The sequence below is a fragment of the Kiloniella sp. genome (assembly GCF_048270245.1).
Classification (GTDB): domain Bacteria; phylum Pseudomonadota; class Alphaproteobacteria; order Kiloniellales; family Kiloniellaceae; genus Kiloniella.
In genome coordinates, this window is record NZ_JBLWTH010000001.1 from 299,696 (window position 1) to 324,479 (window position 24,784).

Sequence of the window (24,784 nt, forward strand, 5' to 3'; positions counted from 1 at the left end):
GATTAATTTCTGTGTCCCCTGATTGCGTTCAACACCTTGTTTTGACAGGGTAAACTTATTACACTTGATAAGGGTTTTCTGGCGCTTCAAAAAATCCAACACAAAATATGGATTTTCTGCACTTATTGAGGGGAACGCAGTGTCGTCATTTTCGGCTTACCTGCCGGGTTTCTTTCTTACTCTCATTATCCTGCTTGGGTCGGGGTTAATTGTTTTTGCATATCGTCATCGTTGGCAGCTGCTTAAGCAAAAACTCCAAGATCTACAGATAAAATCGTCACTGGATCGCGCAGCGGTTCTGGCGGCACCACTTGGATGCGTCACCTATTCCCACCATGACAAAAAGACACGGGCCAGTGTTGGCGTTGTGCGTGAATTTGGCCTTGATAAAGGAGAGATTGATTTCAATGCAATCTCAATTGCTTTTCAACGGGGAACAGGTGAAGCCAACACACTGACAGAGGCCTTTGATAGCCTAACAGATCAAGGGAAGGCCTTTACGTTGACTCTGCGATCGAAGGGTCGAACCTATCGTATAAATGGACAGCGTATTGAGTCTGCGATAAGCAACCCGCCGATTACAGACGTCGTCTGGTTTTCAGATATTAGTGATCTTGAAAGGCAGGCAAAAACAGCGGCGGAAGAATCACGCCATGTTTCTTCTTTGTTGGAAAATTTACCGATCCCGGTTTGGATGCGCGATGATAAGCTTGCGATTACCTATTGCAACAAAGCCTACGCTAATGCTGTTGAAGCAGAACAAAAAGATATTGTTCAGAAAAATATAGAACTGGTTGATCGGTCAAAGGTTTCCCAAACTCACAGCCTTGCTCGACAGGCGTTCGATAATGGTGAAATTGCTTGTGATAAGCATCATGCAATTATCGCAGGCGAAAGGCGGCTTTTGGAATTTAGTGAAAGAAAGTTGGATGATAAAACGCTGTTGGGGTTTGCAGTTGATCAAACGGTCCTAGAGGAAGCTGAAAACAAACTCGGACGGCATATTAGTGCTCATGCTCAGGTTCTTGAAAATCTGGGCATAGCCATTTCAATATTTGGCCCTGATGAACGTCTAACTTTCTTTAATTCAGCCTATGCAACCTTGTTTAAATTGAATGAAGATTTTTTGAAATCGGAACCGCATTTAAGCGAGATTTTAGACACGATGCGTGAAAATCGCAGGTTGCCAGAATACGCGAATTTTCCAGAATTTAAACAACAGAGGCTCCGCGATTATCGTACGATGATCGAACCCGTTGAAGAGTTGTTACATCTTACCGATGGAACAACGCTACGGTCTGTTGCAACTGCGCACCCTTTTGGTGGGGTGCTTGAAACGGTCGAAGACGTTACAGATCGTCTTGCTTTGGAACGATCGTATAATACGCTTACTGCGGTACAACGTGAAACGTTGAACAAGTTATATGAAGCTGTTGTGGTGTATGGTGCTGACGGGCGTTTGAAGTTGTACAATCCTAACTTTGCCCAGCTCTGGAGGCTTCCCGAAGATTTCCTCAATAGCGAACCACATGTCAGGGATGTTGTTCAACAGAGCAGAGATCTATTTGAGGTTAAGGGTGAAGACTGGGACAGCCAACTGGAAATGATGGTCGCGCGTGTTTGTGAGCCTGAGGTCAGATCTGGTCGTAAATTCCGGGCTGATGGTGTTGTTCTTGACTGGGCGCAAGTTATGCTGCCAGACGGTGCGACTTTGTTGACATTTCTTGATGTGACAGATTCCGTTACTGTGGAGCACGCTCTGCTAGAGAAAAATGAAGCTCTGGAGACGGCGGATAAACTGAAAACAGAGTTTATTGCCAATGTTTCTTATGAGCTGAGGACGCCGCTGAATGCGATTGTCGGCTTTGCTGAAATTCTTGAAAATCAATTTTTTGGTGAACTTAACAGCCGACAGAGAGAATATAGTCAGGCTATCGTTGAATCATCGCAACGGTTGATGGCGTTAATCAATGACATTTTGGATCTGGCAACTATTGAAGCAGGTTATCTGCATCTTGACCTTGCTGAGGTTAAGGTCGAGCATATGCTGCAACACCTTCACACAATCGGGCATGAAAGAGCGCGTTATCGGAATATAGATGTGAATATAGTCTGTGATGACAATATTGGCTTTGTATTGGTGGATGAACGCCGTTTGACGCAAGCGTTATATAATCTGTTGTTGAATGCACTTAAGTTTTCACCTGAAGGGGAAAGAGTTGATATCACCGCAAGCCGTGATCATGAACTGCGTATTTCTGTAAAAGACAATGGTGTTGGCATCAACCAGGAAGATCAAGAAAGGGTTTTCCATAAATTTGAACGCGGTGAAGGACACGCAAAACAGGCGGGTGCAGGACTTGGTCTGTCTCTTGTTAAAAGCCTTGTGGAGCTTCACGGTGGTTGGGTTGAAATTGAATCCGAAATAAATGAGGGAACCAGAGTAACTTGCCATATCCCATTGCTTGAAGATCCGGAAAAACCGGGTGGAATTCGCAAAGTTGTTTCCGATACAATTAACGCAAATACCGAAAACCGGGAAAATGCTCAAGATCAAGAAGCCGCTGAGACAGAGACGGGTATTGAGGCGAATGGGGACGGTCAATCCCGGGCAGAGGAACAGACATCGTGATAGCAGAGAACCTGATTGGCGAGATTGCCTTTGCTAATGAAAATGAAACCCGGAACTTTGCACACCGTCTGGCACCATTTCTAAAAGAGAGTGATGTTTTGGCTCTGGATGGGGATCTTGGTGCTGGTAAAACAGCATTTTCCCGCGCCTTGATTAATGCTTTTCCAGCAATGGATGGGATGGAGCAAATAGAGGAAGTCCCCAGCCCAACTTTTACCTTGGTTCAAATATATGAGCGGGCTGAGCGACAGATTTGGCATTTTGACCTTTATCGACTTGAAGATCCAGAAGAAGCCTATGAGCTTGGTATAGAAGAAGCTTTTGCCGAAGGCATTTCACTTATCGAATGGCCCGATAAACTAGGGTTTTTGATGCCGCGTGGATATTTACAGGTAAAGCTGTCTTACGGGCAGGGGGAAACCGCAAGGTCATTGAAACTTTTGGGTGATCTCAAATGGCGAGAACGATTAGCTCCTTTATTTTCTTAAACTCGGCATTCTCTTAAATCTGGTATTTTCTTTAAGTGTGATTTGATCGAGGATTGATCTGGTTGATAGGCAGGACATAGTAACCCCGATGACAATAAAAAATGCGATGATATTGGCTGCCGGTTTTGGCAAGCGGATGAGACCAATAACAGAGACGATTCCCAAACCCTTGGTCCCTGTTCTCGGGGTGCCAATGCTGGAAAGTATCATTGCGAAGTTGAGAACGGCAGGCATTCAGAAAATAGTGGTGAATGGCTTTTATCTGAAAGAGCAAATTCAAAATTTTGTTGAGGCCTACGATGACCCAATGATAATTTTTTCTGAAGAGTATGAAATTCTTGAGACGGGGGGGGGCGTTACGCAGGCGCTTCCTCTTTTGGGGAACGATCCCTTTGTTGTCGTGAACGGTGATGTTTGTTGGCTTGATGGTACTGACGCAGCGATCAAGCGCATTATGAATTTTTGGGATCCTGATGTGATGGATGCGTTGCTTCTGGTGCATCCAAAATCCAAGGCCTATGGATACGAAGGTGCGGGTGATTTTTTTCTGGAAACCCACCAAAAACTAAGTCGCCGAGGAGAGGCGGCCGCTGCGCCTTACGTATATGCAGGTATTCAAATTTTGCATCCAAAACTTTTCGTTGATGCGCCTCAAGGGTCTTTTTCTCTCAACAAAATTTTTGATAGAGCTTTGGCATCTAATCGGTTATGCGGCTTAGAGCATGATGGGGAATGGTTTCATGTTGGCACACCGGAAGGCCTTTGTGAAGTAGAAGACCTTTTGCAAAACATGTTGCCTGCGGCATCCAAATTCGACGGTACCTAGATAATGACTTTTGAGCTTCCCTTTGATACAGAACCTTCTGCGGTGAGAGAGGCTGTAACAGAAGTTTATTCTGTCGCGTCGAATGCATCGTTTGTTGACGCATTGGCCAAAGGAATTTTAACGCGCTGGGGTGGCAACCCTTTGGAATTTTCCAAGGTAATGATTCTTTTACCGACAAGACGCGCTTGTCGAAGTTTGCAACAGGCTTTTTTACGGGCGTCTGATGGCAAAGCCATGATGCTACCGAGAATGTTGCCGTTGGGCGATCTAGACCCAGACGAGCTGTTGATGTCAGCCGCTGACGTGGCTATTGGTCAGGATCTTGATCTTCCACCTGTTTTGTCATCCTTAAGGCGTCAGTTATTATTGAGCCAGCTGGTATTGAAATGGTCGGTGTCACAGGTCAAGGCAAATGGCGGGGATATTATCCCGGAAGATCAGGCGGTTCGTCTTGCCGGAGAGCTTGGTCGTTTTCTGGATCAGGTGCAAACCGAAGGTCTGAGCTTTACCGAGTTATCTGATCTAGTGCCCGAAGACTATGCTGTGCATTGGCAGATTACGTTGGAATTTCTTGAAATTTTAACGAAAATTTGGCCGACAGTCGAAGAGGCTACTGGTGGTATTGGCCCGGCAGAAAGACGGCGGCGTCTTTTGGAAGGACAGGCAGAATTTTGGCGACAATGCCCCCCGGATCACCCCCTCATTGTTGCGGGCTCAACAGGGTCCATTCCTGCCGCCGCCGATTTAATTGGCGTTATTTCCAAATGCCCACAAGGTGTTGTAATCTTGCCAGGCGTTGACACAACAGCAGACGATGATACCTGGCGTGAGTTTTTGAAAGATAGCTCGCATCCCCAAAATGGATTGGCGCGGTTACTAAAACGTTTGGACATCCAGAGAACTCATTTACAGCCCTGGCCTTATGATGCTGATGTAGCTGATTCAGGTGAAATTGATTTGGGAACGTCTGAGCTTAAAAACAGAGCACCGGAAACGCGGGTTGATTTTGTGCATATGGCAATGCGTCCGGCACAGGCAACTACGCAATGGCAAAGATATATAGAACAGTCGGATATTTCGATATTCCAGAAATCGCTTGAAAAGGTATCTCGACTGGATTGTCCGGGACCGGGTGAAGAGGCTTTGGCCATTTCCCTTATTTTAAGATCAGTTCTGGAAACACCCGAGAAAACAGCTGCTTTGATTACGCCGGATCGAGACCTCGCTCGCCGGGTTACGGCAGAGATGGAACGCTGGTCGATTACAATTGATGATTCTGCGGGCTCTCCTTTGCCCGAAGCTGCCCCGGCAGTTTTTTTGCGGCTAACAGCCGAAATGATGGTGTCTGGGCTGTCGCCAATTTCTTTCCTATCGGCAATGAAACATCCACTTTGTGCTGCGGGTATGCAGATCGGTGTTTTTAAACGAATTATTCGACAGCTTGAAATTACGGTACTTCGCGGGGTTCGTCCTGCATCGGGACTTGAAGGGCTAATGGCAGCCCTTGGAGACGATGTTGAAGACAGTCATGAAATTCAGGGTCTGCTACAGCGTCTTATCACGGCGGGGCAGGTTTTTGATGATCATATTCGGGGGGGCACACAATCTTTTCGCGCCTTACTTGATTCCCATATTGAGTTTGCCGAGTTTCTGGCTTCTACAGATGAGCAAAGCGGGGCAGAGAGGCTTTGGGCCGGGGATGACGGTAGCGCAACAGCAGAGTTTGTTGCTGATTTACGAGAAGCCGCAGGTGATGCTCCTGATGTATCTCCACGCCGATATCCTGAATTAATTGCAGCTCTTATGGTGGGGCGCGCTGTGCGTGCCCCTTTTGGGGCGCATCCGAGGTTGAGTATTTTGGGGGCAATCGAAGCTCGTTTACAGCATGCTGATGTGGTTGTTCTAGGCGGTTTGAACGAAGGTAGTTGGCCGGCAGAGGCAAAACCCGGCCCATGGATGAGCCGCCCGATGAGACGGGATTTTGGGCTGCCGCAACCTGAGCAGCAGGTCGGATTATCTGCGCAGGATTTTGTTCAGGCTTTTTGTGCGCCAGAAGTATTCTTAACCCGATCAGAAAAGGTAGAGGGAGCACCAACGGTTCCCTCGCGTTGGTTGCTTCGTATTGAAGCTTTGTTGGAAGGTAAAGGCCTTCGGGGCTTTTTACAGAAGGATGCCAAGAAGTGGTTAGGTTGGGCAGAGGCAATGGATCTGCCGGAAACGCGCATCCAGATAAAAGCACCGGCACCGACACCGCCAGTTTCCGCGCGCCCCCGAAACCTTTCGGTCACCCGTATTGAAACGTGGATGCGGGATCCTTACGCACTTTATGCTCAAAAGATATTAAAGCTTCGAAAGCTTGATCTTCTGGATGCAGATCCATCTGGGGCAGATAAGGGAAGCTTGATTCATGAAGCACTTGAAAAATTTCTCAAGCAATATCCGGATGCTTTACCTGGAAACGCAGAGCAGCAGCTTCTCATCATTGGGGAAGGTGTATTTGCTGCGGTTAAAGACCGTCCTGGTATCTGGTCTTTCTGGTGGCCACGGTTTCAGCGTATTGCCAAGTGGTTTGTGGAACAAGAAATCCTGCGTCGGAAACTGGTTTCCAAATCCCATGTTGAGGTCACTGGTAAGCTTGTTCTGAACGGACCAGCGGGGGACTTTACCTTGACGGCCAAGGCAGATCGTATCGATGAATTGGCAACAGGTGGCTTGGCGATACTCGATTATAAAACGGGAACAGTTCCAAGTGCCAAGAATGTGTTGCAGGGGATTTCCCCACAACTGCCTTTGGAAGCCGCCATTGCGATAGAAGGCGGATTTGGCATCCTGCCTGATGACGTTAAAGAATTACTTTATTGGCGGTTAACGGGTGGTGATCCGGCGGGTGAGAATAAAAATGCACTGGGTCAGCGCGGCGCAAAAGAAGGTGCTGGGCAGATTGCAAAAATTGCCATCGAAGGCTTACAGGACCTGATTGCTGAATTTGATTATCAGGAAACACCCTACGCTGCGCGACCCAGACCTAATCAAGCCCTTGTCTATAATGATTTTGAGCATCTGGCGCGTATTAAAGAGTGGTCCACAGGTGGGGAGGGAGATTTATGACGCTAAGCATTGATGATATCCTCCGGCAAGCAACCAATGAGCAAAGACAGGCGGCAGATCCAACCACATCTGTTTGGGTGGGCGCCTCTGCGGGGGCAGGTAAGACAAAAGTTCTGACCGATCGTATTTTGAATTTGCTGTTGAGTGGATCAGAACCGGGGAAAATTCTGGCGCTGACCTTTACCAAGGCGGCTGCCGCTGAGATGGCTAACCGTCTGTCTGACAAGCTGGCTGGCTGGTCCACTATTCCTGAAGATGATCTTGTCAAAGAGCTTGAAAAGCTGTTTGGTCGAAGTGCGACGCAGGATGAATTGCAGACAGCACGGCGATTGTTTGCGCGGGTTTTGGATACGCCTGGCGGTATGAAGATTCAGACAATTCATGCTTTTTGCCAATCATTGCTGGGACGATTTCCTCTGGAAGCTGGAGTGGCCCCGAATTTTCAAATCCTTGATGATCGTTCTGCAGAAGAACTTCTGTTCAGGTCCCGTGAAGATGTTCTCTCTGGCCGTGGAGGATTGAGTGAACAGGCTGTTACTGACGCATTGGAATGCATCACGGCCTATACTCAGGAACAATCGTTTGGATCGCTAGTACAGGAAATTATCCGAGAGCGTGGGCGAATTTCAGATCTTCTGGATCAGTACGGCGATCAGCTAGGTCTTAAGAAGACGATTTACGAAACTCTTGGTGTTGATCCAGACAGTAATGCAACAGATCTCTTAAGCACAGCGTGTGACGATGGCGCTTTCAACACGATACAGCTTTCTCACGCGGCGGATGCTCTTTTGCAAGGCGCAAAATCTGATCAAGAACGTGGGCATCTTCTTAAAAAATGGATTGAGAGTCCATCAGATGTAAGGCAAGAAAAATACAGTGATTACAGGACGATCTTTTTCACACAAGCTGGAAGCATCAAAAGTCGATTAGCAACAAAAGGCGCGTTATCCGTCCTGCCACAATTGCCGGATATCTTGATGGATGAAGCCGAACGTCTAATTCGGCTGAACGAGAAGCTCAACGCAATTGGTGTTGCGAAAGCAACATCGTCGCTGCTTGACTTGGGCATTGCTATTTTATCACGGTACGAGCGCTATAAGGAAACCCGTGCCTTTCTGGATTACGACGATCTTATTCTGAAAACTCGTGATCTTTTAAAGGGGGAACGGGCCGTTGCTTGGGTGCTCTTTAAGCTTGATGGTGGCATCGATCATGTCCTGATTGACGAGGCACAGGATACCAACCCGGAACAGTGGGAAGTTGTCTCCGCACTTTGTAATGAGTTCTTTGACGGCGAGGGTGCAAGAGAAGACATCAGAACGATCTTTGCTGTGGGGGATGTCAAACAATCCATCTATTCTTTTCAACGAGCTGATCCAGAAAAGTTCGAGCAAATGCGCGAACATTTTGAGAAACGAGTCGAGATCGCCCGTCAAAAATGGCAACGTATTAGTCTGGATGTGTCTTTTCGTTCGACACCGTCGGTACTTTCAACTGTTGATCAGGTTTTTTCTTATCCCTCGGCAGCAGATGGCGTTTCTTTTCATGAAGATCTTCTCAAACATCAACCAGTTCGGTTGGGGCAAGCTGGGCGCGTTGAACTTTGGCCGTTGATGGTAAGTGAGGGCGCGACTGAAGACACACCGTGGACTCTACCGCTAGCACAAGAAGCGGAAATGGAATCCCGGGCACGGTTGGCAAGTGTGTTGGCGCGACGTATCCATTACTGGACCCTTGCCGAAGCTGGAATTGATGATCCCGTCTGTCAGTTACCGTCGAAGGGGCGGCGTATTGATCCCGGTGATATTCTTATCTTGGTTCGCCGTCGTAATGCTTTTGTTGAAGAACTGGTGCGCGAACTCAAAACTTTAGCTGTGCCTGTTTCCGGGGTGGACCGGATGGTGCTGACCGACCAGATGGCGGTGATGGATCTTGTCGCATTGGGACGCTTTTTGTTGTTACCCGAAGACGATTTGACGCTGGCCACAGTTTTGAAGGGACCGTTGCTTGGGTTGGATGAAGATCAGCTCTTCGATCTGGCGTATAATCGCAAAGGTAGCCTGTGGTCCCGATTGCGGGATAGAGCGAAATCGGATGATATCTTTGCCCGTGCTTCTGGTTTTTTGAATGGCTTGCTGGCCCGTGCCGACTATACGCCGCCTTTTGAACTATTCTCTCATATTCTTGGTTCTTTGGGCGGACGGAAAATGCTCTTGTCCAGACTGGGGCCTGATGCGCGTGATCCTATCGAAGAATTCCTCTCTCTTGCACTTGCCTATGAACGGGAAGAAACGCCGTCGCTAGAGGGCTTCTTGCATTGGCTGGAAGTTGGTGATCAGGAAATCAAACGTGACCTTGAACAGGGTGGTGGTGCGGTACGTATCATGACCGTGCATGGATCCAAAGGTCTTCAGGCTCCAGTAGTTATTTTACCGGATACAACACAGATACCACAGGCTGATCGGGGTGTTGTCTGGTTAAAAGAACAAGGTAATCTTCCTGTATGGTCACCACGAACGGCGATGAATACAGAAATCATTTCTTCTGCCCGAGATCAGATTCGCAAAGAAGGCCTGCGGGAATACCGGCGACTTTTGTACGTGGCTTTAACCCGTGCCGAGGATCGTTTGATTATTTGTGGCTGGACGGGCGCGCGTGAACCGTCTGAGGATAGCTGGTATGCCTTGGCGCAAGCGGCTCTGAATGAACATGGCGAAGAGGCCGAGTTTTCTTTTCCCGAAGATCCGGCTGGCATGTGGGACGCAATGGGCCGTGTTCAGGAGAATGCGCAGGAAGTTCAGATCCAAGCGGGTAAAGAAGAAGCGGTTGTTGATCATTTTGATGGAAGCTTACCGTTATGGGCGTCTGTCGATCCGGATCAGGAACCAGTTCCGCCAAGACCTCTCGCCCCATCCAGAGCAAAAGATGATGAACCGCCTGTACGTTCGCCTCTGGGACAAGACGATGGCTCACGGTTCAAGCGAGGGCGGATCATCCATCGTCTTTTACAAACACTGCCGGATTTACCTAAAGAAAAATGGGAATTGTCGGGGCGGCGATATCTGGAATCACCATTACATGAATTAGATCCTGATCAGGTCACTACGTTATTGACGGAAACATTGTCTGTTCTCAATCATCCGGATTATCAGGACATTTTTGGTGAAGGAAGCCGGGCAGAAGTCCCTGTTGTGGGGTTGGTTCATCGCGATGGGGATGTTGAAGTTATTTCCGGGCAGGTGGACAGGTTAATCATAACGGACAATAAAGTAAAAATTATCGACTATAAAACCAATCGCCCACCGCCTAAAAAAGTCGAAAATGTTCACCGTTCCTATCTGCGCCAAATGGCGGCGTATCGTACGGTTTTGAGGCAAATTTACCCGGATTATCAAGTAGAAGCACATCTGCTTTGGACAGACGAAGCCCGGTTGATGCACTTACCGGATAACATTCTTGTTGAATATGAACCTTGACGCAGGGGGACCTGCATCCCTACATTCATGCTGACGATGTGATGGGAAAGACGTATTACGTTATTTTCATCGCACACAAACAAATGGCAAGAGGTATACTATGTCAACGATCGCAATCAGCGATGATTCTTTTGAAGCCGACGTTCTCAAAGCGGATGTCCCTGTTCTCGTGGATTTCTGGGCTGAATGGTGTGGTCCTTGTAAAATGATCGCGCCTGCGCTGGATGAAATCGCTGCAGAAATGGGCGGCTCTCTTACTATTGCCAAGCTAAATATTGACGAAAATTCAATGACTCCACAGCAATATGGTGTTCGCGGTATTCCAACATTACTTCTTTTCAAAGATGGTGAAATCGTTGCGCAAAAAGTGGGCGCGATTGCCAAAGGTCAACTAAAAGAGTGGATTACATCTTCTCTTGCATAAGACGAAATCGCGTATTTGATGTTTTGTCTCAAGATAAAAGCCCTGCATTTTGCGGGGCTTTTTTTGTGGGGAATTACTGAAATACAAACAGGCACCCAAGTTGGTGTGTTATCTTGATTATCTCGTTCCAGTAAGGCGCAAGCCGGGTGAAAATTAATGGTGCACTTTATCGGTGCAGAGAATGCCTCCGGCACCCCAGTTTTCTTTGTGAATATCGTCGATAACGACATACACCGCTTCGGTATTGCAGCCTGTGATTCTGGCCGTTTCTTCGGTCAGCGTTTTGACCAGAGCACGTTTTTGCTCAAGCGAACGACCTTGGAACATTTCCACACGTATGATTGGCATGGTTTCGTCCTCTTTCTAGGTAGAATCAGAATAGAGGATTTTAACCAAAAAAGCTAGGCTTAGTCTTGGGCAAAGAGTCGCGTTAACTCGGCTCCTGACTAATGGCTTTCCGCGAGGATATGTCCCGCTAGATAGAGAGAGCCACAGATAAGAATGCGGCCGGGTTCTTCTTGGGCAAGAATCTCTTCAACGGCCTGTTGCGCAGAGGCGCAGGGCTTGGCATCAAAACCAGCTTCAACAGCATGGGCGGCAGCATCTTCAGCACTAAGAGATGCTGCTTCAAAAGGGATTTCAATTGCGCGTAGGCTGGACCCAAGTGGAGCTAGGGGGCGCAGATAATCTGTGGCAGCTTTTGTGTTGAGCATGCCGTAAATTATATGAACTGGTTTGTCTTGCCATGTCTTGAGAATTTTAGCCAAAGCAAGTCCGGCAGATTCGTTGTGACCGCCATCAAGCCACAGTTCACAGCCATTAGGAAGAAGATCGGGTAACAAACCAGTCGTCAACTTCTGCATACGGCCGGGCCAATAGGCTTGGGTCAGACCTTGTTGGATTTTATCTTTTTTGAGATCAAATGAGCTTGTCAGAATATCTGTGGCAGCAACAGCCAAAGCGGCGTTTTCGATCTGATGTTCTCCCAAAAGGTTGGGGTTTGGATAGTGTGCTTCCCCATGACGTCCTTTAAAGACGAAACCTTTTGCATCCGGGATGACAACCCAATCTTCACCTTCGATATAAAGTTCGGCACCAACTTCTTCGGCACGTGCCTTTATAACTGCGAGGGCAGATTTTGGCTGCTTGCCAACCACACAGGGGACGCCAGCTTTGAGGATTCCTGCTTTTTCAGCGGCGATCTCTTCGATGGTTTCCCCGAGGAACTGCGTGTGATCTACGGAAATGGGGGTAATGGCTGTGAGAGCGGGTTGCGCGATCATGTTGGTGGCATCGAGGCGACCACCCAGCCCTGTTTCAAGCAAGAGAGCATCTGCTTTGTGACGACTGTAAGCAAGGAATGCCGCAACGGTTGTGACTTCAAAAAAAGTTATGGAATCGGGACCGTTTACCTTTTCACACTCCTCAAGCAGCGCGACCAGTTCATCTTCGAAAATCAATTCCCCTGCCAGCCTGATGCGTTCGTGGAACTTTACCAGATGGGGAGAGGTGTAGAGATGAACATCCTTGTTGTGTGCTTCCAGAATTGCCCTGAGATAGGCAAGGAAAGATCCTTTGCCATTGGTGCCGGCGACATGAATAACAGGTGGTAATTTTTCCTCTGGATGATCAAGTAAACCCAACAATCGCTCCACACGAGAGAGTGATAGATCAATAATTTTGGGATGCAAGAGGCTAAGGCGTTCTAAGACGATATCACTCCGACGCATGGTCATATCTCTACCTGATAGATTTGTGGCTTGGTGTTTCTTACCAAAGGGACGGACCCGGCTTATTCAGCCGGGTTGTTCTGTTCTTTGGTTTCTTCTTTTGGCTCTTCAGTGCCTTTGAGCGGCAAAATTTCTGCCGAAGGACCTTTTTGAGTCAAAAGGTTGAAGATCCGAATAAGTGTCTCGCGTAGATCGTGGCGATGAACCACCATATCGACCATGCCATGTTCCAAAAGATACTCGGCAGTCTGGAAACCTTCTGGTAATTTTTCTCGGATGGTTTCTTCGATCACACGTTTTCCGGCAAAACCGATATTTGCCTGAGGTTCCGCAATGGCAATATCCCCAAGCATAGCGAAGGAAGCAGAAACACCACCAGTCGTTGGATCGGTCAATAGAACCACATAAGGAAGTCCGGCATCCTTAACCATATCAACAGCAATGATTGAACGCGGCATCTGCATTAGGGATAGAATGCCCTCTTGCATACGTGCACCACCAGATGCGGGGATCACCAGCAAAGGTGCTTCCTGAAGAACAGCAAGTTTCGCGGCTGTCAGTAGGCCTTCACCAACGGCTGTTCCCATAGAGCCGCCCATGTACGAAAAGTTAAAGACGGCGACAACCGTTTGCATACCGCCCATCGTCCCGCGGGCGACAAGAATGGCTTCTTTGTCTTCATTCTTGGCATTCGCATCTTTGATGCGGTCCGTGTATCTTTTCAGATCTTTGAATTTTAGCGGATCAGTAAGGGTCTTGGGTAACTCAACGAGGGTGTAATCACCGTCATCAAAAAGAGTCTCAAGGCGTTTTCTCGCAGAGATCCGCATGTGATGTCCGCTATAGGGACAGACCCAAAGGTTCTTTTCCAATTCCTTTTTGAAAATCATCTGGCCTGTGGCAGGTGATTTTACCCATAGATCATCTGGTGTATCTTTTTGTACCAGCGCACGGATCTTTGGGCGGACGTAGTTGGAAATCCAGTTCATGCTTTCTGCCTTACTTGTTTCAATTTAAGTACGGGATCCACGTACACCATCTGCCAGTGTACGTACGTATTCCAATACTGCTTGGCTGAGGCCAGGTTTCGCCTGGTTATCATCATCCAAGTTTTCTCTTAATTTATCTATAATTGCAGATCCGACCACCGCGGCATCCGCAACTGTTGCCACCTTAGCGGCTTGTTCGGGGGTCCGAATACCAAAGCCAACGGCAACAGGTAAATCTGTTTCGGATTTCAGGCGCGCTACTGCGTCATGGATCGCACTGTCAGACGCGGCGGCAGTTCCTGTAATGCCAAGGATGGATACGTAATATACAAAACCGCTCGTATTGTTAAGTACTTTCGGTAATCTGGCACCAACTGTTGTTGGGGTTGTCAGTCGGATGAAGTGTAAACCCTGTTCTAATGTAGGAATACAGAATTCATCATCATGTTCCGGCGGCAGATCAACAATGATGAAGCCGTCAACACCTGCTTCTTTTGCATCGGCCAAGAATTTATCTACACCATAGATGTAGATCGGGTTGTAATACCCCATCAGGATAATTGGCGTATCTTGGTTATCTTGTCTAAAGGCGCGCACGAGATCGAGTGTTTTACTCAGTGTCATGCCATTGCGCAATGCACGTAAGCTAGAGGCCTGAATGGCAGGGCCATCAGCCATCGGGTCGGAAAATGGCATGCCGAGTTCAATGACGTCTGCACCAGCTTCGGGCAATCCTTTGACAAGCTCTAGGCTGGTTTCAAAATCGGGATCACCTGCGGTTACAAAAGTAACAAGGCCACCTCTGCCTTCTTCTTTCAGGTCAGCGAAACGCTTTTCAAGTCTTGTTTGGCTCATGATATCTTCCCCCTAAATCTCTACGCCGAGTGCTTCGGCAACCGTAAAGATATCTTTATCGCCGCGACCACATAGGTTCATAAGGATGATTTTATCTTTGTCCATGTCCGGTGCAATCTTGGTCACATGCGCTAATGCGTGTGCTGGTTCAAGTGCGGGGATGATTCCCTCGACCTTTGACAGCATCTGGAAGGCTTCCAATGCTTCGGTATCTGAGGCGGATGCGTAATTTACACGACCGATGTCATGCAGCCATGAATGCTCTGGCCCAATGCCCGGATAATCTAAGCCAGCAGAGATAGAGTGGGCATCTTGTATCTGCCCATCATCATCCTGCAACAGGAACGTCCGGTTTCCATGAAGAACACCGGGCTTACCGCCTGTAAGTGACGCGGCGTGTTTATCGGTTTTTACACCGAAACCAGCTGCTTCAACACCTGTAATCGCGACATCTTTGTCATCCAGGAAAGGATGGAACAGTCCAATTGCGTTCGAGCCACCACCAATACAGGCGACGAGTTGGTCGGGTAAACGGCCTTCGGCTTCTAGCATCTGTTCTTTTGCTTCGCGGCCAATAATGGATTGGAAATCACGAACCATGACCGGATAGGGGTGTGGGCCAGCGGCGGTGCCGATGATATAGAATGTTTCTTCGACATTGGTTACCCAATCGCGCAGCGCATCGTTCATGGCATCCTTCAGAGTGCCCGTGCCGCTTTCAACGCCGATAACCTCGGCCCCTAACAATTTCATGCGAAAGACGTTTGGTGCCTGTCGTGCGATATCAGTCGCGCCCATATAAACAACGCAGGGCAGATTAAAAAGGGCACAGAACGTTGCCGTTGCAACACCATGCTGTCCGGCGCCGGTTTCTGCGATAATACGTTTTTTACCCATACGTCTGGCCAGAAGAATCTGTCCGAGTACGTTGTTTGCTTTGTGCGAACCCGTGTGGTTCAGCTCATCACGCTTAAAGTAAATTTTTGCGCCACCGAGTTCGCGGGTCAGGCGTTCTGCAAAATAAAGCGGACTTGGGCGCCCAACATAATGTTTGGCGTAATAGTCATAATCTTTTTGAAACGAAGGATCAGCCTTGGCTGCATCGTAGGCTTTTTCGACTTCGAGAATAAGAGGCATCAATGTTTCAGCGACATAGCGACCGCCAAAAATACCAAAATGTCCACGCTCGTCAGGGCCGTTCATATAAGAATTAGGTGTTGTCATATCTACTCTGCAACCTTATCGGATCTCTATGATCTATCTTGGGCGGACTTTGCCTGAAAAGCCACCATCCTGCAAGGGATCCGATACTTAGATCTTTAATATCTTGAAAAGAAAAGGTGCTCCATAACTGGACCATAATCCGGCAAGGGTACCAACGACGAAGGTAAGGATTAAAATAAGCTCTATTTCTTTCCCCGGTGCAATGTCGATTAAAAGCGCCAAGGGCGGCAAGCCAAGCAAAGGTCGAAGAGCAAGCTTTATTCTATTGGTGGGTTTTGGCGGGTATTTTCCATCTAAAAGTGCAAGGCCCAGAAGCCAGCCAAACAAAAGACCGGGAACTATGATGATATTATCTGCTTTGACAGGGCGCAGAGGATGTCCTGCGTTTTCAACCCAAATTGCAGGAACAATTTGCTGTCCGGCATTGGATGCTGACCAAAGACCGACGCCCATTAAAACGGCGCAAAAAGCGAAAGAACCCGATACGCGGATGATCAAGGTGCTTTTTTGCCACCATCGAGAGACAGGTTTTTCCAACAAAAATATAGAAATGAGGAGGAAAACACCAATGGTCCAGCCTGTAAGCACCTGTTCCGTGCTGTGAACATTACCGGTGATCCTTGTCCAACCGGTGAGTATCACGATAACAGCCGCCAGGAAATAAGCCCAACGTCGCCGCGAAGATTTAGCGAGGATACCGTAAAAGAGTGGTGGCGTTTGTGCGTGCCCAGAGGGCATGCCGTATGAGGTACTTTTTTCGATCGCCAAAAGGTCGGGATTCAACCAATAGGGACGTGGTTGTGCAAAGGCCATTTTAAGGGTCTGTTGGACGGAACTTGATAGGCAGAGGGCAAACCACAAGCGCGTCCCTAATCTAGGGCAGATAATCCAATAGATGCAGACTGTCGCAGCAATAAGAAACTGTATCTCACCAAAGTGAGTCAGAAATACAAGAACAGAATCAGGCATCATGTCTTCGGGTATCACGTATTGTGGGCTTTGGATGTAAAGGTGTGAATTTTCTCAATTGATTTCAGACCGGGCTTGTCTTCAACACCGGAAGAGACATCAACAGCGGGTGCGCCGGAAATCCGAACGGCATCCTGTATATTCTCACAGTTCAGCCCACCAGCCAGCATCCATGGTCGTTTCCAGCTTTTTCCTGCCAGCAAACGCCAGTCAAAAGAAATTGCATTTCCGCCGGGGAGTGCATCTTTAAGGTCTTTTGGTGGTTTGGCATCAAACAACAGGCGATCAGAAACTTCCTCAAAAACAGAGACTGTTTCAAAATCTTTTTGCTCTGAAACCTTGATGACCTTCATGATTTCCAGACCAAAGTTGCGCTTGATCTCGGCAACACGTTCCGGTGTTTCGCCACCGTGCAATTGAAGGATATCCAAAGGAACCTGTTCTGTGATTTGGCGAATTTCATCATCACTGGCATTGACAAGTAACCCCACCTTCTTAATTCCGGACTTTGCCTGTTTTGCAAGGGCTGCAGCCTGTTCGACAGAAACGTGACGGGGGCTTTTGGGGAAAAAGACAAAGCCAAGGTATTCCGCACCAGCTTCCTGTGCTGCGTTCAGAGCTTCGTTACTGTTTATACCGCAAATTTTAACTTCAGTTGCCAAGGTACTTGCCTGTCTCATTCAGTTTTGTTCCTGCCCAAATATTTATAACATCCGGGCAGGAAAGCAAAAGCTTTAGGAGAAACGATCAACAAGTTTGTTATCGTCGATCCATCCTGCATTTTTTTTGAAGCAATAGTAATGCAGGTTAATAAATGGAATGTATGAGATCATACTTATGATCAATATGATAAAATAAGCTGGGATAACAAGAAGTAGAGTGGATATCGACATTAGGCCTGCTAATGATTGTGAAAGGTCAGAAGCTCCTCCGATAAGAAGGGATGAAGCTCCACCAAAAATAGTGAAAAATACCCCGATTACAAAAATCAGAGCAATCTGCATTATCACAAAAAGAATCGATAGGATAATAAACGACACAAGTAGTGAAAGCCATTGTCCTTTGGTATCTGTCCAGCTTTTAAAAAAGCTATAGGGTTGGTCCAGTGCAGCCGCTGGAAAGACATAGGATAGTCTTAGGGCAACGACGAAAATTAGAAAAATTGCTATAATTAATGCTATGACTGATAGCATTTCTGATGCAGAAAACGCGAATGTAATTAAACCTACGGCAATAGCGATTGCAATATTCATTACAATGTAGAGTAGAAAGCTTTTGCCAAAAATAACAAAATGCCTTTTTTTAAGGTTAAACACGAATGTTTCAGAAATAGATGCATTTCCTGTATTTAGAAAACGGATCCATGCGGTAAAATATTGTATGGGAATTAATGTTACGAGAACTGCGATTCCAATTGTTGCTATTGAATACATTACAGGTAAATCCGGTGACGGGTTAGCCTGAATATCTAATATTGATTGAACTACAAAGAAAAAAAGCATGACAGCGATTATCAGAATTGAAATCACTGGCATAATCGCTAGTTTGAATGCTGTAGCCAGATTTGAAAACAGTAATGAAAAGGCCGTGCTGATTCCCTCTCCAATGGCGATAGAGTTATCTGTTTGATCTACTTCTGTCTGAGTTGTCACTTTATATCCCCCTTAAATTACTCTTTAGCTAGATGTCTAGTAGAAGAAGGGGGATAATATTCAACGTATAAGGAGTGTGGCAATGGCAAAGTGTATTTATTTGAGGTAAATACTTTCGAAGTAAAATGCCAATTTATTTTGCTTGTGGCTCCCTTAGCCATCTATCGTTTCTTCGGGTTGTTCAGGCACCCAGCCTGTACAGCCTTTGAAGACGATAGAAAGCATTGAGATCACAGCGGCGGTTGGTAGATAAGTCACAAAAAGAATGATGAGTTGTAAAAAGAAAAAGGCAGGCCCGTTATTTTGAACAAAACTCAAAATATTAAAATTAGCGGCTTCCTCCGGGGTTGTTGGCATACCAGTAAAGAAGCTTCCGAAGGCGAACATAGCAATTAAAAGCATGAGTATGCCAAAGGGGATCGTCAGTATCAGGAATGCTGCAACAATGCGCCAACCTTGATTGTTTGTGTGCTTCCAGCTGTCGTTAAGGGTGTATTTTTCGCCGACAGCAGTGGCGGGTAGAATGAATGATAATCTTGCGACCACATAAATCATAGCGATCATTAGTCCCAAAAATAATAACGGGACAAGGGATGGAATTGCAGCACCAATGGTCAATACGGGCAAGCTGCCAATCATACTCATGCCATAAAAGATGGCGAGCAGGATTATTATTTTCAGAAGAAATTGCCAATGAACTCTGTTCCAGCTTGTGATTGAAGTGGATTCAGGCGCTTGTAAGTTCATTAGTGTGCGACGATGCCAGGCAACAGCAAATAGTGTGTGTGGAACATAAGCGAGGATACTTAGTATCCAGCTTGATAGGGCATTCCCCAAAGATGGAATAGATAGGGCTGAAATAAGCGCTGATAGCAAGAACGGAAACAAAGCCATTTGTGTTAGTGCGGGTAAATTCCCCATAACCGTTTTGATGGCTAGGCCGCTAACGGTCTTAACCGGAATGTCATGAACGGCTTGTTCTGGAGGAATCTGGGATACCATGCTGTCTTTCCCGGCTTTGTTTCCGGCCTTCTGATTTAATTTAACTCTTCAACAATTCTGCGTGCAGCGGCAACGGGATCTTCTGCGCCAGTGATCGGGCGACCAATGACCAGATAATCAGCCCCTGCCTCAATCGCGTCGCGCGGTGTCATGATCCGTTTTTGATCGCCTGCACTTGCCCATGTAGGACGTATCCCAGGAACGACAAGCTTAAATTTAGGGCCACAGGCCTTGCGAAGCAGTTTAATCTCCTGTGAAGAGCAGACGACGCCGTCAAGACCACTTTCTTTTGCAAACAGAGCAAGGCGTACGACCTGTTCCGCTGCCGGGCCTTGTTGGCCGACGTCTGAAAGATCGCTATCGTCCATGCTTGTGAGAACCGTAACCGCCAATACGATCGGGCGTGGAATACCAAGATCTTCGGATGTTTCGCGTGCGGCTTCGGCTGCGGCTTGCATCATCGCTTTGCCGCCTGAGGCGTGAACATTCACCATAAAGGGACGCATGTGCAGGGAAGACCGGATCGCACCGGCAACTGTATTGGGAATGTCGTGAAACTTCAGATCGACAAAAAGAGGTTCGCCACCAACGGCACCTCTGATGGCATTTGGTCCTTGAGCGGTGAATAGCTCTTTGCCGATTTTGATACCGCCGACTTCACCAGAGAGTGCTTTTGCCAGCTCTGTTGCTTTATTGATATCAGGTGTGTCAATGGCAACAAAGATACGTTCTTTCGGGGTCATATTCCGATCTCCAGTAAAGGTTGTTAATCGGAACCCATTCCTAACAGAGGTGATCCCGTTGGTCACCCCTGTATTTATCGTAATGAGTAATTAATACTGATAGATCGTGGCTGATACCATATTCAAAGGCCGTTAATGCGCTTATCAACAAGTTGTGCAGCGGCTAGATCTTCCAGTGCGTGACCAACAGATTTGAAGTAGGTGATTTCTTCTACAGAGCTCCGACCTTTATGTTTGCCTTGGGTAAGGTCAAAGAGATCTGCTTTGATATCTTCTCTGCTCAGAATACCGCTTTGTAGGGGGATCACAATGTCGCCGCCTTCTTTTGTCGCACCTGCGTAGGTATCGACAAATATGCTACTTCGTTTGATGGCCTCATCATCTGCTTCACGCATATCCGGACGATAGGCCCCGACCAAGTCAATATGTTGGCCTGGTTTTAGCCAGCTGCCTGAAATCAGGGGTGTTTTACTTAGGGTTGCGCTTGAAATGATGTCAGCAGAAGATACTGCTTTTTCCAAGTTCTCTTCAGCTTGAGCCGTGAATCCTAGGCTGTTGATTTCTTTTGCGAGGTCTTCGGCCTTTTTCAGATCACGTCCCCAGATTGTGACATCTTTTATGGGCCGTACAGCCGCATGTGCCTGAATAAGATTTGGTGCAAGTACGCCAGTCCCAACCATGGTGAGTTTTGTACTGTCTGGTCGGGCTAGATAGGACGTTGCCAATGCAGAAGCTGCGGCCGTGCGACGTGCCGTTAGGGTTTTGGCTTCTATAAGGGCCTTAGGGGTTCCGGTATCGCCATCAAACAGGATGTAAATACCTTGAATAGCCGGTAAATCCTTTTTACCGTTTTCTGGGCTTACAGTGACAAGTTTTACACCAACTGACTTTCCGGATTCCCATGCAGGCATCAACAACAGAGTGGACTCTCTTTGGCCATTGGGTTGTTCCATATCGTGATGGTGTCGCATTGGAACGGATATGTCTTTTTGAAAGGCTTCTCTTAGCGCTTCAACAAGGGAAGGGTAATCCAGGCTTTGTGCAACCTGTTCAGCTGTGATGTTTTGCACGGCGTGACCTTTAATTAAATCGATAGTTTGAATATTTTATACAATGTGAATGTGAAGAGAGCCAACGTCAACATCCATCGTCTTCATTCAGAAAAAATGGGCGCGTTAGGCTTCTTTTTGATCATGAACGTCAAAAAAAGGTTAGTTCATGTCCCGAGGATAGTTCAGGGAACAAGTGAATTAGACTGTTCTTTTTCTTGTAACTTTTTAAGTTCTGCGCGCTCAAAGGAGAGATCACGTTGCAAGTCCAGCACTTTCCATTCAGCTGCTTTCGCACGTCTTCGGGTCGCGGCGCTGGATAGCCATGCGATAACGGCACCTGCTAGAATGCCGAGACCAACGGAGATCAGAATGATGAGATAAAGCGGGTAATCAAACTGGAGCCCAAAAGGCCATATTTCCAATGTGACATCCTGACGATTGTTAACTGCCAAGAGGAGGATAGCCAGTGTTATAGGGGCTGTGAGTACCCAACTAAATCGTTTCACTTATTTCGAACCATGTTTGGGGTATTTGTTAACTATCGACACCATTGTTTAGGCGTTCGCGTAGTTGTTTACCCGTTTTGAAAAAGGGAATGTGCTTGGAATCTACTTCGACGGATTCGCCTGTACGTGGATTGCGGCCAACACGGGCATCACGATGTTTGACGGAAAAAGCTCCGAAACCGCGGAGTTCGACCCGATTGCCGTCTGCGAGTGCGGTAGAGATTTCGTCAAAGATAGTTGTGACAATTCTTTCTACGTCCCGGTGATAGAGGTGTGGGTTTTGCTCTGCGATATGCTGAATGAGCTCTGACTTGGTCATGCCTTACGTCTCCCTGTAGCTGTTACCGAAGTAGATCGAATACCCGTCTCTTACACCTCGGATTATCCGGCGTCTAATTCTGACTCTAAGCTTTTATTGCCGTAATTTTAGTCCTGTTCTGGTAAAGGGTGCCAGAGCCTGAAAAATCCGTCAAGTCTAAGTCATTAAGAATAAAGCATTTCCCCTATATAAAAGTGATTTTAATGCAAAAAAGGCCCGGTGAATGAACACCGGGCCTTTTTTTGAACTGAAAATTTCAGCTTATTTTTTGTCTTCCGCAGCTTTGGAGAGAGCTTCACCGAGAATATCGCCGAGGCTAGCGCCAGAGTCTGTTGAACCGTAATCAGCCATTGCTTGTTTCTCTTCAGCAGCTTCGTGCTGTTTGATGGACAGAGCAATTTTGCGTGATTTGGAATCGATGTTTGTGATACGTGCGTCGATTTTTTCGCCAACTGCGAAGCGATCTGTGCGCTGTTCACTACGCTCACGAGAAAGTTCAGTTTTGCGGATTGTGCCAGTAGCACCATCAGCGATTTGAACTTCAAGAGCGCCATCTGTAACGGCTGTAATAGTACAGGTAACAACAACACCTTTTTTCAGACCTTCTACTGAACCTGCGAAAGGATCAGAGCTGAGCTGTTTGATGCCAAGGCTGATACGTTCTTTGTCAACGTCAACGTCGAGAACTTTAACCTTAACCATGTCACCTTTGTTGTATTCTTTTACAGCTTCGTCACCGGAAAGTTCCCAGTTCAGATCTGAAAGGTGAACCATGCCGTCAATTTCGCCTGGAAGACCAACAAACAGACCGAATTCGGTGATGTTTTTGATTTCGCCTTCAAGTTCGGATTCAGCAGGGTGGTTCGCCTGGAATGACTCCCATGGGTTGGAAGAACATTGTTTCAGGCCAAGGCTGATACGACGTTTTGATTCGTCAACATCAAGAACCATAACAGCAACTTCCTGGCTCGTAGAAACGATTTTGCCAGGGTGGATGTTTTTCTTAGTCCAAGACATTTCAGAAACGTGAACAAGACCTTCGATACCAGCTTCTAGCTCAACAAAGGCACCGTAGTCAGTGATGTTGGTCACGCGACCTTCAAGTTTCGCACCCATTGGGTATTTAGCTGCAACGCCATCCCAAGGATCAGTCTCAAGCTGTTTCATGCCAAGGCTGATACGCTGAGTTTCAGCGTTGAAACGGATAACCTGAACATCAACCTGTTGGCCGATAGTCAGTTTTTCACTTGGGTGGTTGATACGTTTCCATGAAATGTCAGTAACGTGCAACAGACCGTCAACGCCACCAAGATCAACGAAGGCACCGTAATCAGTGATGTTTTTAACAACACCCTGAAGAACCTGACCTTCATTAAGGTTCTGGATCAGCTCTGAACGTTGCTCAGCACGCGTTTCTTCCAGAACAGCACGACGGGAAACAACAATGTTGCCACGTGCGCGATCCATTTTCAGGATCTGGAATGGCTGTGCATTGCCCATCAATGGGGAAACGTCACGAACTGGGCGGATGTCAACCTGGCTGCCTGGCAAGAATGCCACGGCGCCGGAAAGATCAACAGTGAAGCCACCTTTAACACGACCAAAGATAACGCCGTTAACGCGCTCGTTGTCGCCAAAGGATTTTTCAAGCTGTGTCCAGGCTTCTTCACGCTTGGCTTTATCACGGGAGATCATAACGTCCCCGTTTTTGCTTTCCATGCGCTCGAGGTAAACTTCTACCTCATCCCCAACTTTAACTTCGGGAGCCTGACCAGCGTCAGCAAATTCTTTAAGTGCAACTCGGCCCTCAGATTTGAGGCCTACATCAACAAGGGCAACGTCGCCTTCGATGGCAACGATCATGCCTTTAAGTACATTACCTTCCAGACGATCGGATTGACCGAGGGATTCGTCTAGTAGGTCGGCAAAGCTTTCAACAGCTGCTTCAGCCATGGGTTAATATTCCTTTCAAAAGGTTCGCACTATACAGGCCGGCCGGTTTTTCCGGCGGTCTACCCAGGACCATCCCGGGCTAGTAAAATTATACTGAGAGAAACACGAGGTACCCGATAAAGATACCTTTGCTCTAAAGTGAAAGGCGCTCGTTAACGAGTGACTTTGCTGCTTCAAAAGCCTTATTGGCATCCATATCGCTGGTATCCAAAGTGACCGCATCTTCTGCTGCCCGTAAGGGAGCCGTGTCACGGTTACGATCCCGTTCATCACGTTCACGCAAATCTTCCAGTACGCGGGCGTATATAGACTCATCGCCGCGTTCAAGCAACTCTTTATGTCTTCGTTTGGCGCGGACTTCCGGTGTTGCAGAGATAAAGAGTTTGATTTCAGCGTCCGGGCAAACGACGGTTCCAATATCCCGCCCGTCCAGAACAGCGCCTAAGTAGTTGTTTGGCGGTGTTTTTGCAAAACTACGTTGAAATTCCAACAGAGATTTCCGCACTTCCTGATTGGCAGCAACGATTGAAGCAGCTTGGCCAACTTTTTCATCACGAAGATCATGCCGATTGATATCGTCCGCGGTAAAGCCATCCGCAACCTTTGCAGCAACGACGGAGTCGTTAGGGTCACTTCCCCGTTCAAGAATGAGGGATGCAACCGCTCTGTAGAGAGAACCGGTGTCCAGATAAGCAAAATTCATTGCGGTGGCGAGACGACGCGCCAAAGTTCCCTTGCCAGAGGCAACAGGACCATCAATAGCGATAACAGGCAAAGTCTTTTCCTTTTAATCCAGCTTAATAGTAACTGGTGATAGTTATATCTTTTGTACGGCT

Annotated in this window: 21 protein-coding genes; 6 read left to right on the top strand and 15 right to left on the bottom strand. The window is 47.3% G+C overall.

From position 1 onward, the window contains the following. Positions 1 to 139: 139 nt before the first annotated feature. The 6 genes from ACN0W5_RS01395 to trxA all read left to right on the top strand — a co-directional run bounded on the left by ACN0W5_RS01395 (position 140) and on the right by trxA (position 10,954). Entirely contained in the window at positions 140 to 2,632 is a 2,493-nt protein-coding gene (locus ACN0W5_RS01395) for an ATP-binding protein (RefSeq protein ID WP_417452477.1), read from the top strand. Then, the gene (gene tsaE / locus ACN0W5_RS01400; protein ID WP_417452478.1) at positions 2,629 to 3,120 is read left to right on the top strand and encodes a tRNA (adenosine(37)-N6)-threonylcarbamoyltransferase complex ATPase subunit type 1 TsaE; all 492 of its coding nucleotides are present in this window, start codon (positions 2,629 to 2,631) and stop codon (positions 3,118 to 3,120) included. The genes ACN0W5_RS01395 and tsaE overlap by 4 nt, the downstream gene beginning before the upstream one ends. Before the next feature lie 88 nt (positions 3,121 to 3,208). Then, positions 3,209 to 3,946: a nucleotidyltransferase family protein gene (locus ACN0W5_RS01405; RefSeq protein ID WP_417452479.1), complete on the top strand. Its 738-nt coding sequence runs from the start codon at positions 3,209 to 3,211 to the stop codon at positions 3,944 to 3,946. A gap of 3 nt (positions 3,947 to 3,949) precedes the next feature. Beyond that, positions 3,950 to 7,054, top strand: a complete 3,105-nt coding sequence (gene addB, locus ACN0W5_RS01410; protein ID WP_417452480.1) for a double-strand break repair protein AddB — start codon at positions 3,950 to 3,952, stop codon at positions 7,052 to 7,054. Next, the gene (gene addA / locus ACN0W5_RS01415; protein WP_417452481.1) at positions 7,051 to 10,530 is read left to right on the top strand and encodes a double-strand break repair helicase AddA; all 3,480 of its coding nucleotides are present in this window, start codon (positions 7,051 to 7,053) and stop codon (positions 10,528 to 10,530) included. Before addB ends, addA begins: the two co-directional genes overlap by 4 nt. A gap of 100 nt (positions 10,531 to 10,630) precedes the next feature. Then, a complete protein-coding gene (gene trxA, locus ACN0W5_RS01420; protein ID WP_299376103.1) occupies positions 10,631 to 10,954 on the top strand; it encodes a thioredoxin TrxA in 324 nt (107 codons plus the stop codon). Positions 10,955 to 11,107: 153 nt separating this feature from the next. On the opposite strand, the gene ACN0W5_RS01425 is transcribed toward trxA, so the two are convergent. From ACN0W5_RS01425 to cmk, 15 genes are all read right to left on the bottom strand, one after another. Beyond that, on the bottom strand, positions 11,108 to 11,302 hold the full coding sequence (locus ACN0W5_RS01425; protein WP_417452482.1) for a 2-hydroxymuconate tautomerase: 195 nt from the start codon (positions 11,300 to 11,302) through the stop codon (positions 11,108 to 11,110). A gap of 98 nt (positions 11,303 to 11,400) precedes the next feature. Continuing rightward, on the bottom strand, positions 11,401 to 12,684 hold the full coding sequence (locus ACN0W5_RS01430; protein WP_417452483.1) for a bifunctional folylpolyglutamate synthase/dihydrofolate synthase: 1,284 nt from the start codon (positions 12,682 to 12,684) through the stop codon (positions 11,401 to 11,403). A gap of 62 nt (positions 12,685 to 12,746) precedes the next feature. Beyond that, positions 12,747 to 13,673, bottom strand: a complete 927-nt coding sequence (gene accD, locus ACN0W5_RS01435; protein WP_417452484.1) for an acetyl-CoA carboxylase, carboxyltransferase subunit beta — start codon at positions 13,671 to 13,673, stop codon at positions 12,747 to 12,749. A 24-nt stretch (positions 13,674 to 13,697) separates the two neighbouring features. After that, a complete protein-coding gene (gene trpA, locus ACN0W5_RS01440) occupies positions 13,698 to 14,528 on the bottom strand; it encodes a tryptophan synthase subunit alpha (RefSeq protein WP_417452485.1) in 831 nt (276 codons plus the stop codon). A gap of 12 nt (positions 14,529 to 14,540) precedes the next feature. Continuing rightward, on the bottom strand, positions 14,541 to 15,752 hold the full coding sequence (gene trpB, locus ACN0W5_RS01445) for a tryptophan synthase subunit beta (protein ID WP_417452486.1): 1,212 nt from the start codon (positions 15,750 to 15,752) through the stop codon (positions 14,541 to 14,543). 87 nt (positions 15,753 to 15,839) lie between these two features. Beyond that, positions 15,840 to 16,724 carry a phosphatase PAP2 family protein gene (locus tag ACN0W5_RS01450; RefSeq protein WP_417452487.1) on the bottom strand — a complete coding sequence of 295 codons (885 nt, stop codon included), beginning with the start codon at positions 16,722 to 16,724 and terminating at the stop codon, positions 15,840 to 15,842. Positions 16,725 to 16,735: 11 nt separating this feature from the next. Next, positions 16,736 to 17,401, bottom strand: coding sequence for a phosphoribosylanthranilate isomerase (locus tag ACN0W5_RS01455; protein WP_417452488.1), 666 nt, complete (start codon positions 17,399 to 17,401; stop codon positions 16,736 to 16,738). 54 nt (positions 17,402 to 17,455) lie between these two features. Beyond that, positions 17,456 to 18,373 carry a hypothetical protein gene (locus ACN0W5_RS01460; protein WP_417452489.1) on the bottom strand — a complete coding sequence of 306 codons (918 nt, stop codon included), beginning with the start codon at positions 18,371 to 18,373 and terminating at the stop codon, positions 17,456 to 17,458. A gap of 153 nt (positions 18,374 to 18,526) precedes the next feature. Further along, positions 18,527 to 19,375 (bottom strand): hypothetical protein, encoded by an 849-nt coding sequence (locus ACN0W5_RS01465; protein WP_417452490.1) that lies wholly within the window; start codon positions 19,373 to 19,375, stop codon positions 18,527 to 18,529. Positions 19,376 to 19,410: 35 nt separating this feature from the next. Continuing rightward, positions 19,411 to 20,118, bottom strand: coding sequence for an orotidine-5'-phosphate decarboxylase (pyrF, locus tag ACN0W5_RS01470; protein ID WP_417452491.1), 708 nt, complete (start codon positions 20,116 to 20,118; stop codon positions 19,411 to 19,413). A 122-nt stretch (positions 20,119 to 20,240) separates the two neighbouring features. Further along, a complete protein-coding gene (locus tag ACN0W5_RS01475; protein ID WP_417452492.1) occupies positions 20,241 to 21,188 on the bottom strand; it encodes an ornithine cyclodeaminase family protein in 948 nt (315 codons plus the stop codon). Between the two features lie 164 nt (positions 21,189 to 21,352). After that, complete coding sequence (locus ACN0W5_RS01480; RefSeq protein WP_417452493.1) at positions 21,353 to 21,676, bottom strand: lipopolysaccharide assembly protein LapA domain-containing protein; 324 nt, start codon at positions 21,674 to 21,676, stop codon at positions 21,353 to 21,355. Positions 21,677 to 21,704: 28 nt separating this feature from the next. After that, complete coding sequence (gene ihfB, locus ACN0W5_RS01485) at positions 21,705 to 21,995, bottom strand: integration host factor subunit beta (protein ID WP_299377011.1); 291 nt, start codon at positions 21,993 to 21,995, stop codon at positions 21,705 to 21,707. A gap of 261 nt (positions 21,996 to 22,256) precedes the next feature. Further along, the gene (rpsA, locus tag ACN0W5_RS01490) at positions 22,257 to 23,948 is read right to left on the bottom strand and encodes a 30S ribosomal protein S1 (RefSeq protein ID WP_299377008.1); all 1,692 of its coding nucleotides are present in this window, start codon (positions 23,946 to 23,948) and stop codon (positions 22,257 to 22,259) included. A 133-nt stretch (positions 23,949 to 24,081) separates the two neighbouring features. Continuing rightward, positions 24,082 to 24,723: a (d)CMP kinase gene (gene cmk / locus ACN0W5_RS01495; RefSeq protein WP_417452494.1), complete on the bottom strand. Its 642-nt coding sequence runs from the start codon at positions 24,721 to 24,723 to the stop codon at positions 24,082 to 24,084. Between the last annotated feature and the right edge of the window lie 61 nt (positions 24,724 to 24,784).

Bases quoted from the DNA above. Each gene is read 5' to 3' on its own strand.
- ACN0W5_RS01405 (WP_417452479.1), top strand. From the start codon at position 3,209: ATGACAATAAAAAATGCGATGATATTGGCTGCCGGTTTTGGCAAGCGG.
- addB (WP_417452480.1), top strand. From the start codon at position 3,950: ATGACTTTTGAGCTTCCCTTTGATACAGAACCTTCTGCGGTGAGAGAG.
- addA (WP_417452481.1), top strand. From the start codon at position 7,051: ATGACGCTAAGCATTGATGATATCCTCCGGCAAGCAACCAATGAGCAA.
- trxA (WP_299376103.1), top strand. From the start codon at position 10,631: ATGTCAACGATCGCAATCAGCGATGATTCTTTTGAAGCCGACGTTCTC.
- ACN0W5_RS01425 (WP_417452482.1), bottom strand. From the start codon at position 11,302: ATGCCAATCATACGTGTGGAAATGTTCCAAGGTCGTTCGCTTGAGCAA.
- ACN0W5_RS01430 (WP_417452483.1), bottom strand. From the start codon at position 12,684: ATGCGTCGGAGTGATATCGTCTTAGAACGCCTTAGCCTCTTGCATCCC.
- accD (WP_417452484.1), bottom strand. From the start codon at position 13,673: ATGAACTGGATTTCCAACTACGTCCGCCCAAAGATCCGTGCGCTGGTA.
- trpA (WP_417452485.1), bottom strand. From the start codon at position 14,528: ATGAGCCAAACAAGACTTGAAAAGCGTTTCGCTGACCTGAAAGAAGAA.
- trpB (WP_417452486.1), bottom strand. From the start codon at position 15,752: ATGACAACACCTAATTCTTATATGAACGGCCCTGACGAGCGTGGACAT.
- ACN0W5_RS01450 (WP_417452487.1), bottom strand. From the start codon at position 16,724: ATGATGCCTGATTCTGTTCTTGTATTTCTGACTCACTTTGGTGAGATA.
- ACN0W5_RS01455 (WP_417452488.1), bottom strand. From the start codon at position 17,401: ATGAGACAGGCAAGTACCTTGGCAACTGAAGTTAAAATTTGCGGTATA.
- ACN0W5_RS01465 (WP_417452490.1), bottom strand. From the start codon at position 19,375: ATGGTATCCCAGATTCCTCCAGAACAAGCCGTTCATGACATTCCGGTT.
- pyrF (WP_417452491.1), bottom strand. From the start codon at position 20,118: ATGACCCCGAAAGAACGTATCTTTGTTGCCATTGACACACCTGATATC.
- ihfB (WP_299377011.1), bottom strand. From the start codon at position 21,995: ATGACCAAGTCAGAGCTCATTCAGCATATCGCAGAGCAAAACCCACAC.
- rpsA (WP_299377008.1), bottom strand. From the start codon at position 23,948: ATGGCTGAAGCAGCTGTTGAAAGCTTTGCCGACCTACTAGACGAATCC.